This is a genomic window from Microbacterium umsixpiens, from assembly GCF_053543675.1.
In genome coordinates this window covers 19497-28721 of record NZ_JBLVOH010000209.1, presented here as the reverse complement: position 1 = coordinate 28721, position 9225 = coordinate 19497, and the positions used below count along the sequence as shown (strand labels likewise).

The following is a 9225-nucleotide window of genomic DNA, read 5'->3' as shown; positions in this document are numbered from 1 at the left end:
ATCCGGGCCCTGGCCTCGCGCACCATCGGGTGATAGCGGTAGATGAACGGCACGGCCGCCACCAGCCCGCGGGCCTCGGCCGTCTCGGCGAGAACCCTCGCGTCCGGGGCGGTCGTCGCGAGCGGCTTCTCGCATACGACGTGCTTGCCGGCGTTCAGAGCCTGGAGCGCCAGTTCGGCGTGCGTGGCGTTCGGCGTGCAGATGTGCACGACGTCGATGTCGCCCGCCTCCAGCAGACCGGCCGCGTCACTCTCGGCTCGACCGGCGCCGAGCGCCAGCGCGGCATCGCGACTTCCTTCGCGGGAGCGGGTGGCGACGGCGCGCAGTTCGCCGCCGGCGTCGCGGGCCGCAGTGCGATGCACGCGGGCCATGAATCCTCCGCCGAGGATGCCGGCTCGGATCGTTCCGAGACCGGTGTCAGTGACATCCGTTGTCATGCGGCGATTCTGACACAGACCTGCAGACTTTTGCTAGACCTTCGTCAAAAGTTATCTGACGGAAATCGGAAGTCGATCGGCGAGACGCCGAAGTGCTGTGGTTTACTGACGCAATGGTTGACGTTCTCAGGCCCGCTCCGGCGATCGCATCGGGGATCGGAGAGATCTTCCAGATCCTCCGCGACGGCCACGCCAGGACGAAGGCGGAACTCGCCGTCCTCACCGGCCTCGCCCGGTCGACCGTCGCCCTGCGGGTCGACGCGCTCCTCGCCGCCGACCTCGTCCGCCCCGCCGGAGAAGCCGTCTCCACGGGTGGCCGACCGCCCGCACGCGTGGCCTTCAACCCGCGCGCCGGGCTCGTGCTGGCCGTCGACCTCGGCGCCACGCACGCGACGGTCGCGGTCGCCGACCTGGCCGCCGTCATCCTCGATGCCCGTACGCGCACGATCGACATCGGCGACGGACCGGAGAGCCTGCTCGACACGATCCTCGCCGACGCCGCCGAGCTGCTCGACTCGACCGCCGCCGGCCTCCCGCTCGTCGGTGTCGGCATCGGCGTCCCCGGCCCCGTCGAGCATTCCACCGGACGACCGACCAACCCGCCGATCATGCCGGGCTGGGACCGGTTCGATGTTCCGGCGTATGTGCAGAAGACCTTCGACGTGCCCGTTCTCGTCGACAACGACGTCAACATCCTCGCCCTCGGCGAGCAGGCGATGAGCTGGCCGCAGGTCGAAGACCTCGTCTTCGTCAAGGTCTCGACGGGCATCGGCGCCGGCATCATCGCGGGTGGACAACTGCAGCGCGGCGCGCAGGGATCCGCGGGAGACATGGGCCATGTCCAGGTGCCGGCCGGCGCGGGGTCGACTCGCGAGCCGGGCGATGAGCGCGACCTCGAGGCCCTCGCCAGCGGCTCCGCCCTCGCGATCGCGCTCCGCGACGAAGGGCTCGACGTGCACGGCCCCTCGGACGTGGTCGACCTGGTCCGCGCCGGGAACGCCGCCGCGATCGAGGCGACCCGTCAGGCGGGGCGTGATGTCGGCGAGGTCCTCGCGACCGTCGTCAACCTCCTGAACCCGTCGATCATCGTGCTGGGCGGCAGCATCGCCCGTGCCGGTGAGCACCTGCTCGCGGGCGTGCGCGAAGTCGTCTACCGACGCTCGATCCCGCTCGCGACGCAGCATCTGGCGATCGTGCAGTCTCAGGCGGGCGACCGCGCGGCCGTGCTGGGGGCCGCGATCATGGTCGCGCGCGAGGTGCTCTCCCCCGCGAGCGTCGACCGCTACGTGGCGGCGAAGGCGCGCTGATCCGCACCCCCGCCGCCCCGAGCGGCGACCGTCAGAGCGTGCCCTCGAACGGATCGAAGTCGGCGGCGATCGCGCCCACCTGATCCAGCGTGCTCTCGACCGGGACGAAGCTCCGCGACTCGGCCGCCTCCTCGATCGACAGGAGCGTGTCGAGCACGTGGTAGCCGAACTCCCCCGTGGCGACGTGCGGCCGGCCGGCGGCGATCGAGCGCGCCATGTCGAGCAGCCCGACGCCGCGCCCGGAGAGCACACCCTCCTGCGCGATGTCGACGATCTCCTGCGTCATCGGCTCCGGCGGAACGAACTGACGTGTGAGCGGACGCGTGATGGTGATCGGACCGCCGAACGTGTTCGGGTCGGGGATCACGATCGTGCCCTCGGTGCCGGTGATCTCGACGATCCCCTGCCGCAGCAGCGGCGAGTCGGTGCTGTACAGGCTCTGCGCCTGGCCGCCCTCCTCGAAGTCCATCAGCACGCTGAGTGTGGACGGGATCTCGACCGGGAACTCTTGGCCCGCCAGCTCGCCGACCTGCACTCGACGCGTCGGCGTCCCCTGCAGTCCGAGGGCGGCGACGGCGGCGACCGGTCCGAACACGTGCACGAGGGTCGACACGTAGTACGGGCCCATGTCGAGCAGCGGCCCTGCGCCCTTGGCGTAGAGGAACGCGGGGTTCGGGTGGAAGATCTCCGGCCCCTGCCACTGGAAGGTGGTCTGCCCGAACAGCGGGCGCCCGATGTCGCCGCGCGCGATCGCCCGCTTGGCGGTCTGCACGCCCGGTCCGAGCACGGTGTCCGGGGCCACGCCGACGCGGAGGCCGGCGGCATCCGCCTTCTCCAGCAGCCGGCGCGACTCCTCGCGGCTGACGCCGATCGGCTTCTCGGTCCAGACATGCTTGCCCGCGGCGATGATCGCCTCGGAGACCTCGACATGCACGGCCGGGATCGTCAGGTTCACGACGATGTCGATCTCGGGGTCGTCGAGCACCACGTCGACGCCGCCGGCACGCGGGACGCCGTACTTCGCGGCCTGCGCCTTCGCACGCTCCTCGATGACGTCGGCGACCGCGATCACACGGACATCCGGGAAGGTGGTGAGGTTCGACAGGTACTGGTCGCTGATGTTCCCGGCACCGATGATGCCGACTCCGACGGGACCCGCCATCAGCCGGCGACCTTCTCGTCGAGGAAGACGCGGCTGCGCTCGATCGCGTCGAACAGGTCGCCTTCGTAGTGGTCGAACTCGACGATCGCGAGCTCGAGCGCCGGGGCAGCGGCGATGGCTTCGACCAGCGGAACGGATCCCTCACCCGCGGCCACCTGGTCGGCGGGCGGGTAGGCGCCGGCGAGCGCCGGGTCGAGCGTGCCGTCCTTCGCGTGCACGGCGATCACGCGGTCGCCCAGGCGCTGCAGCAGCGCGACCGGGTCGACACCGCCACGAGCCACCCAGTACAGGTCGACCTCGAGCACGACGCGCTCGTCGAGCAGCCCGGCGAGAACCTCCAGCCCGGTCACCCCGTCGAAGACGGCCTCCAGCTCGTGCGCGTGGTTGTGGTACCCGACGCGGACGCCGACGGTCGCGCCGATCTCGGCGGCCGCGTTCAGCAGGCGCGCGGTCTCCTCGATCTGCGCGACCGACTCCCAGCGCGCGGGCTCGGTGTAGGGGTCGATGACCGTTTCCATGCCCAGCACCTTGGCTGCGGCGAAGACGACGTCGGGAGTGGGGACGGGGATGGTCGTGCCGCTGCCGTCGGGGTTCACGAACGACTCCGAAGCGAGGAAGGCGTGCCCGGACGGGGCGGTGAGTCCGGCGGCGGAGAGCGCGGCGGCGAGCGGCTCGGCACGGCGGACGAAGTCGTAGGGCTCGACGGCCGTGAAGCCGCGGGCGGCGACCGCCGTGAGCGTGCCCTCCAGGTCGGCCTCCAGCTCGTCCTTGATCGTGAACAGCTGCAGGGAGGTCTGAATCGTCATCGGTCGTGCTCCTTCGGTCTTCGGTGACATGGGGGGGTCACTACCCCGTGCAGGCACGCTACCACCAAATACCTCCACGTGGAAGTTTTGATTCGCTAGACTCCCCCCATGCCCGCCGACACGCCAGAGCCTGCCGAGCAGCCCCGCCCGCGCGGCACCTACGCCAAGGGGATCGCTCGCCGACAGGAGATCCTCGATCGCGCCATCGAGGTCTTCGCCGCGCGCGGCTCCGACCGCACGAGCCTGCGGGCGATCGCGCGCGAAGTGGGCGTCACGCACGCCGCCCTCACCCACTACTTCGGGTCTCTCGAAGAGCTGCTCGTCGCCGTCTACGAGGAGAGCAACGCGCCGGGGCGGCAGCCCGATCCCCCGTCGGCGGATGCGACGCCGGTCGAGATGATGATCGAGTCGGCACGCTTCAACCGCGCGATCCCCGGCCTCGTGCAGCTGTATTCGACCCTTGTCGCGTCGGCACTCGAGGAGGGCCACCCGGCGGCGCGCACGTTCGCCACCGGTCGTTTCACACGTCTGCGCGAACGGCTCGCCGAGACCGTGCGGCGACAGCAGGAAGGCGGGCAGATCCGGAAGGACGTCGACGCGGACGCCGTCGCGGCTCTCGTCGTCGCGGCGTCGGACGGCCTTCAGACGCAGTGGCTGCTCGACGAGACGGCCCCGCAGCACGAGGCGCTCGCGCTGCTCGACCGGCTGCTGCGCCCGCCCGTCTAGGCTCGAAGCGTGACGCCCGTGCCGGACTCCCCCTACGCCCGGGCACTCGGCGAACGCATCGACGAGCTGCACCCTCGGCTGCGCGCCTACTTCTCGGCGGTCCCCGACGGCGCCGTCGGCATCGGCGAGGGCGTGTTCCACGTCGTCGGTACGCCGCGGCGGTGGCTGTGGCCCGTGCTCCGCGTCCTCGAACGTCGCGGGGTCGTCGCCGCCGTCTGGGAGCGCGACGTGCCCTTCCGCGTCGAGAACCGCACGATCGCATCGAGAGCCATCGGCGAGCGCACGTTCCGCTTCACCCGCGGCCCGTGGGTCATGCGCGATGCGGTCGCGCTCACCCGGCACGGTCGCGTGCTCGACGAACTCGGTGAACCAGGACTCATCGCGGCCTGCTTCGACGTGGATGTGCGCGACGGCGCACTTCGCCTCACCAGCCGGGCCGTCGGCGTCCGACTGGGGCGGCTCCGAATGCGCATCCCCCGTCTGATCGCGCCGGTCGTCCGCCTCACGGAGCGCTTCGACGACACCATCAACCGGCAGCAGGTGGCACTCACGATCGACGCGCCGCTCATCGGCCGCGTGTACGAATATCGGGGCGATTTCGAGTACCGCGTCCCTCCCCTCGCAGAGGTCACCCGCATCGCAGAGAAGGAGCAGTCCGCATGAACGCAGGCCGAGTCGTCATCGGCGGGTCCACGGGCTTCATGGGGAGCCACCTCGTCTCGCGACTCCGCGCCGAGGGCCGCGAGGTCGTCACGATCTCGCGCTCCGGCGCCGACATCCGCTGGGGCGATCAGGTCGAGATCGACCGCGCGGTCGAGGGCGCCTCCCTGGTCATCGGCCTCGCCGGCAAGAGCGTCAACTGCCGGTACACGCCGGAGAACCGCGCCGAGATCTTCCGATCCCGGCTCGACACCACCACCTCGCTGAGCACGGCGATCGCCCGCGCATCTGCGCCTCCCGCCCTGTGGGTGAACTCCTCGACGGCCACGATCTACCGGCACGCCGAAGACCGTCCGATGACCGAGTCGACCGGCGAGCTCGGCACCGGCTTCTCGGTCGAGGTCGCGAAGGCCTGGGAGAAGGCACTGTTCGCCGACGAGCTGCCCGCCACCCGCCGCATCGCTCTTCGCAGCGCGATCGTGCTCGGCCACGGCGGCGTGCTCGGGCCCCTGAAGAACCTCGCCAGGCTCGGGCTCGGCGGTCCGCAGTACGACGGCCGGTGGCCCGCGAGTGCGGCGCGACGCCGGGCCGGTACCGTTCACCATTTCCGCGCGCGCCGCGGGAGTCAGCAGTTCAGCTGGGTGCACATCGACGACGTCGCGCGCATCATCGACTACATCGAGCACACGCCGTCACTCGAGGGTCCCGTCAACGTCGCATCCCCGAATCCGGTCGACAACGTCGAGTTCATGGCGACGATCAGGCGGGTGCTGGGCGCTCGCATCGGCCCGCCGCTGCCCCGCTGGATGCTCGAGCTCGGCGCCATCGGCATCCGTACCGAGACCGAACTCGTCTTGAAGAGCCGGTGGGTGCTGCCGGAGAAGCTCACCGCCGCGGGCTTCGAGTTCCGCCACCCGCAGTTGGAAGAGGCGATCCGCGAGTCCTTCGACCGCGGAGGGGTCTCGGTCTAGGAGGCGGTGCCGGCGGATCCGGAGGCGGCGTCCCCGTCGCGGCGGCGCTTCTCGAGCTCCTCGCGGAGCCGCCATTCCTCGATCTCGCGGTCGAGATCGGCGATCTGCTGCTCGGTCGTGCGCGTGTCCGCCGGCGGCGAGGGGCGCACGTCGGTGCGGGTGGCGGTCGGCCGCTCGGCGCGACGCACGCGAGGGATGGAGATGCCGGCCTCGCCGTACTCGCGTCCGATGGCGAACCACAGCACGCTGCCAACGAACGGCAACAGGATCACGATGATGATCCACACCATCTTCGGCAGGTGCTTCACCAGGGCGCTGTCGCGGGTGATGATGTCGATCAGTGCGCCGATCATCAGGGCGATGACGAGGAGCGAGAACAGGAACGGCATGAGTTCAGGGTAGACGACGGCGTGCCGGACCGCGCCGACCCGAACCGCTTCTACGGCAGCAGGTGTCCGGCGGCGCGGAACAGCTCGTACCACTCGGGCCGGGTCAGCTCGAGGTCGGCGCCCATCGCGGCCTCGCGCACGCGCTGGGGTGTGGTCGTGCCGAGGACCACCTGCATGCCGGCGGGGTGACGGGTGATCCAGGCGGTCGCGATGGCGAGCGCAGTCACGCCGTACGACGCCGCGAGGCGATCGATCACCGCGTTCAGCTCGGGGTACTCGGGGTTGCCGAGGAACACGCCGTGACCGCGGCCGTCCTGGAACGGCGACCAGGCCTGGATCGTGATGCCGTTGATGCGGCAGTACTCCACGATGCCGCCGCCGTCGCGCACGACGCTCTGCTCGTGGCCGGCGATGTTCGCCGCGACCGGCTGGGCGAGGATCGGCGCATGGGTGATCGACAGCTGCAGCTGATTGGCGACCAGCGGCTGCCGGACGGCCGTGCGGAGCAGGTCGATCTGCCGCGGTGTGTGGTTCGAGACACCGAAGGCCCGGACCTTGCCCGCGGCCTCCAGATCGTCGAACGCACGGGCGACCTCCTCAGGCTCGACGAGCATGTCGGGGCGGTGGAGCAGCAGCACGTCGAGGCGGTCGGTCCGCAGCGCGGCGAGCGACCCTTCCACCTGGGTCACGATGTGCTCGTAGGAGAAGTCGAACGTCCTCTGTGCGGGCACGATCCCGCACTTGGTCTGCAGCACGATCTCATCGCGCTCGGAGGCGCTGAGCCGCAGCGCATCGGCGAAGCGCGCCTCGCACTGGTGCATGCTCCCGCCGTAGATGTCCGCGTGGTCGAAGAAGTCGATGCCGGACTCCCGCGCTGTGGCGTAGAGCGCCCGGATGTGCGCCTCGTCTTTATCGTTGATGCGCATCATGCCGGCGATGACGGCGGGGGCGGTGGACGATCCGAACGGCACGGTCTTCATACGGACCACGCTACTGTGCGCGTCCGACGTCAGTCGTCGGCCGTGGATGCCGGGAGGAGTCTCGTGATCGGGATGTCGAGCGCCGCAGCGATGCCGGCGAGGTCGACGACGGTGAAGTCGACCTGACCCTCCAGCAGCTCCGAGAGCGCGTCCGGCGTGATGCCCGAGAGCTCGGACAGTCGAGCGAACGACAGCCCGGCGTGCATTCGCGCGCCGTTCACGGTGGATGCCAACATCTGACGCAATTCTGTCCCCATACGCCTACGCTAGTACCCCGCACGGACACGCAGACCTGTCGATTGCACCATAATGGCGGCATTCTGGAGTCGGTGCGCTGCTATCGTGAGCCGGGTGAAGACACCGGCCGAGGAATTCAACAACGCCGTGGGGCGCCAGATCCGCGGCGAGATCGCCGCGTCCAGGAGCAGCATCGCGGCGATGGCGCGCACCATCGGTATCGCGCGCAGCGCCCTCGACAACTACGTCACCGGCAAGCGTGCCATCCCGGTCCCGGTCGTCTACTCGGTCTGCGACGCTCTCGGCCTCGAGCCCCACGTGCTCTTCGCTCGCGCAGAGGAACGCCTCAGAGCAGACGGGGAGACGAGCGCGCGCATCACCCCGATCCGCCCCGCCCCCGATGTCGCCGGTCCGCGAGAAGATACCCGCGAGGTCGCCTTCGAATCCCGCACGTCGCACGACTCGGATACGGACGACCTCTACGACTAGCGGCGCACACACTGCCGCCCCGGCACGGCGAGGAGGAGAGCGATGGACGACCTTCTGCACCTCGCCGAGGAACAGCGACTGCGCATCGTCGAGGGTCCCGGCCGCACGCGCGGCGGCTTCGATCCCCTGACCCGCACGATCCGACTCAGTCCCGGTATGAGCGCGCGCACCACACGCAGTGTGCTCGCCCACGAGCTCGGGCATGCGCAGTTCGGGCACACTCCGGCGCGCGTGCCCGTGATCCGTGCGCAGCAGGAGCGCCAGGCCGACGAGTGGGCGGCCTGTCGGCTGATCACCCCGCGTGCCTATGCCGAGGCAGAAGAGCTCCGCGGGCCACACCTGGCCAGTCTGGCCTTCGAGCTCGGGGTCACGATCGAGCTGGTCACCGCCTACCAGCAGCTCCTGCGTCAGGGTGCCGTCCCGGTCGCTGGTTGAATACCGTCATGGCCTTCCTCGTCGCTCCCGCCCCCGTCACCCTCACCGGCGAACTCGTCGAACTCCGTCCGCTCGAGCGCTCGCACGTCGACGGTCTCATCGAGGCCGTGCAGGAGGGCGACCTGTGGAAGACGGCCTGGTACACCTCGGTTCCGGCCCCCGACGGCGTGGGCGCAGAAGTCGACCGACGCCTCTCGCTCATCGAGAAGGGCGAGATGGTGCCGTTCACCGCTTTCGGTGCCGACGGACGCATCCTCGGACTCACCTCGTACTACGACATCGTCGCTGACGTCCCGCGTCTGCACATCGGCTACACCTGGAACCGTCCGTCCGCCCACGGCACGGGCACGAACGCCGAGTCCAAGCTCCTCCTGCTCCGGCACGCCTTCGAGACGCTCGGGGTGTTCCGCGTCGGCCTGACCACGCAGTGGGTCAACTTCCAGTCCCGCACAGCCATCGAGCGGCTCGGAGCCAAGCAGGACGGCGTGATGCGGGCCATGAGCCGCTACCGCAACGGCGCGCTGCGCGACAGCGTGGAGTTCTCGATCATCGAGCCGGAGTGGCCCGCGGTGCAGGCCAACCTCGAGGCGAGGCTCGCCAAACGACGTTGAGCGGACCGCGTCGAG

Annotated in this window: 13 protein-coding genes; 7 read left to right on the top strand and 6 right to left on the bottom strand. The window is 70.1% G+C overall.

The window, feature by feature from the left end; translation table 11 throughout:
- Nucleotides 1–437, bottom strand: a 437-nt coding sequence (locus tag ACNPM4_RS18125) for a Gfo/Idh/MocA family protein (RefSeq protein WP_448986619.1), incomplete at its 3' end; no start/stop codon positions are given.
- A gap of 113 nt (nucleotides 438–550) precedes the next feature.
- Between ACNPM4_RS18125 and ACNPM4_RS18120 the strand changes: the two genes are divergently transcribed.
- Nucleotides 551–1744, top strand: coding sequence for an ROK family protein (locus tag ACNPM4_RS18120; RefSeq protein ID WP_448986618.1), 1194 nt, complete (start codon nucleotides 551–553; stop codon nucleotides 1742–1744).
- Nucleotides 1745–1775: 31 nt separating this feature from the next.
- On the opposite strand, the gene ACNPM4_RS18115 is transcribed toward ACNPM4_RS18120, so the two are convergent.
- Nucleotides 1776–2906, bottom strand: a complete 1131-nt coding sequence (locus ACNPM4_RS18115) for a Gfo/Idh/MocA family protein (RefSeq protein WP_448986617.1) — start codon at nucleotides 2904–2906, stop codon at nucleotides 1776–1778.
- Nucleotides 2906–3712, bottom strand: coding sequence for a sugar phosphate isomerase/epimerase family protein (locus ACNPM4_RS18110; RefSeq protein ID WP_448986616.1), 807 nt, complete (start codon nucleotides 3710–3712; stop codon nucleotides 2906–2908). The genes ACNPM4_RS18115 and ACNPM4_RS18110 overlap by 1 nt, the downstream gene beginning before the upstream one ends.
- Before the next feature lie 108 nt (nucleotides 3713–3820).
- On the opposite strand from ACNPM4_RS18110, the gene ACNPM4_RS18105 reads away from it, so the two are divergent.
- Genes ACNPM4_RS18105 through ACNPM4_RS18095 form a run of 3 tightly spaced genes read left to right on the top strand, consistent with a single transcriptional unit; the run spans nucleotide 3821 to nucleotide 6069 of the window.
- Nucleotides 3821–4438, top strand: a complete 618-nt coding sequence (locus ACNPM4_RS18105) for a TetR/AcrR family transcriptional regulator (protein WP_448986615.1) — start codon at nucleotides 3821–3823, stop codon at nucleotides 4436–4438.
- Nucleotides 4439–4447: 9 nt separating this feature from the next.
- Nucleotides 4448–5101, top strand: coding sequence for a DUF4166 domain-containing protein (locus tag ACNPM4_RS18100; protein WP_448986614.1), 654 nt, complete (start codon nucleotides 4448–4450; stop codon nucleotides 5099–5101).
- A complete protein-coding gene (locus tag ACNPM4_RS18095) occupies nucleotides 5098–6069 on the top strand; it encodes an epimerase (RefSeq protein WP_448986613.1) in 972 nt (323 codons plus the stop codon). Before ACNPM4_RS18100 ends, ACNPM4_RS18095 begins: the two co-directional genes overlap by 4 nt.
- Here ACNPM4_RS18095 and ACNPM4_RS18090 read toward each other — a convergent pair.
- From ACNPM4_RS18090 to ACNPM4_RS18080, 3 genes are read right to left on the bottom strand one after another with little or no spacing between them, the layout of a single operon-like run.
- A complete protein-coding gene (locus tag ACNPM4_RS18090; protein ID WP_448986612.1) occupies nucleotides 6066–6458 on the bottom strand; it encodes a PLD nuclease N-terminal domain-containing protein in 393 nt (130 codons plus the stop codon). The two genes, ACNPM4_RS18095 and ACNPM4_RS18090, sit on opposite strands and share 4 nt — an antisense overlap.
- A gap of 50 nt (nucleotides 6459–6508) precedes the next feature.
- A complete protein-coding gene (locus tag ACNPM4_RS18085; RefSeq protein ID WP_448986611.1) occupies nucleotides 6509–7438 on the bottom strand; it encodes an aldo/keto reductase in 930 nt (309 codons plus the stop codon).
- Nucleotides 7439–7467: 29 nt separating this feature from the next.
- On the bottom strand, nucleotides 7468–7695 hold the full coding sequence (locus ACNPM4_RS18080; RefSeq protein ID WP_372469317.1) for a helix-turn-helix domain-containing protein: 228 nt from the start codon (nucleotides 7693–7695) through the stop codon (nucleotides 7468–7470).
- A 94-nt stretch (nucleotides 7696–7789) separates the two neighbouring features.
- On the opposite strand from ACNPM4_RS18080, the gene ACNPM4_RS18075 reads away from it, so the two are divergent.
- From ACNPM4_RS18075 to ACNPM4_RS18065, 3 genes are read left to right on the top strand one after another with little or no spacing between them, the layout of a single operon-like run.
- On the top strand, nucleotides 7790–8164 hold the full coding sequence (locus ACNPM4_RS18075) for a helix-turn-helix domain-containing protein (protein ID WP_448986610.1): 375 nt from the start codon (nucleotides 7790–7792) through the stop codon (nucleotides 8162–8164).
- 42 nt (nucleotides 8165–8206) lie between these two features.
- Nucleotides 8207–8599 (top strand): ImmA/IrrE family metallo-endopeptidase, encoded by a 393-nt coding sequence (locus ACNPM4_RS18070; RefSeq protein ID WP_400858896.1) that lies wholly within the window; start codon nucleotides 8207–8209, stop codon nucleotides 8597–8599.
- Nucleotides 8600–8607: 8 nt separating this feature from the next.
- On the top strand, nucleotides 8608–9210 hold the full coding sequence (locus ACNPM4_RS18065; RefSeq protein ID WP_448986609.1) for a GNAT family N-acetyltransferase: 603 nt from the start codon (nucleotides 8608–8610) through the stop codon (nucleotides 9208–9210).
- The last annotated feature ends 15 nt before the right edge of the window (nucleotides 9211–9225 follow it).

Bases quoted from the DNA above. Each gene is read 5' to 3' on its own strand.
- ACNPM4_RS18120 (WP_448986618.1), top strand. From the start codon at position 551: ATGGTTGACGTTCTCAGGCCCGCTCCGGCGATCGCATCGGGGATCGGA.
- ACNPM4_RS18115 (WP_448986617.1), bottom strand. From the start codon at position 2,906: ATGGCGGGTCCCGTCGGAGTCGGCATCATCGGTGCCGGGAACATCAGC.
- ACNPM4_RS18110 (WP_448986616.1), bottom strand. From the start codon at position 3,712: ATGACGATTCAGACCTCCCTGCAGCTGTTCACGATCAAGGACGAGCTG.
- ACNPM4_RS18105 (WP_448986615.1), top strand. From the start codon at position 3,821: ATGCCCGCCGACACGCCAGAGCCTGCCGAGCAGCCCCGCCCGCGCGGC.
- ACNPM4_RS18095 (WP_448986613.1), top strand. From the start codon at position 5,098: ATGAACGCAGGCCGAGTCGTCATCGGCGGGTCCACGGGCTTCATGGGG.
- ACNPM4_RS18090 (WP_448986612.1), bottom strand. From the start codon at position 6,458: ATGCCGTTCCTGTTCTCGCTCCTCGTCATCGCCCTGATGATCGGCGCA.
- ACNPM4_RS18085 (WP_448986611.1), bottom strand. From the start codon at position 7,438: ATGAAGACCGTGCCGTTCGGATCGTCCACCGCCCCCGCCGTCATCGCC.
- ACNPM4_RS18080 (WP_372469317.1), bottom strand. From the start codon at position 7,695: ATGGGGACAGAATTGCGTCAGATGTTGGCATCCACCGTGAACGGCGCG.
- ACNPM4_RS18070 (WP_400858896.1), top strand. From the start codon at position 8,207: ATGGACGACCTTCTGCACCTCGCCGAGGAACAGCGACTGCGCATCGTC.
- ACNPM4_RS18065 (WP_448986609.1), top strand. From the start codon at position 8,608: ATGGCCTTCCTCGTCGCTCCCGCCCCCGTCACCCTCACCGGCGAACTC.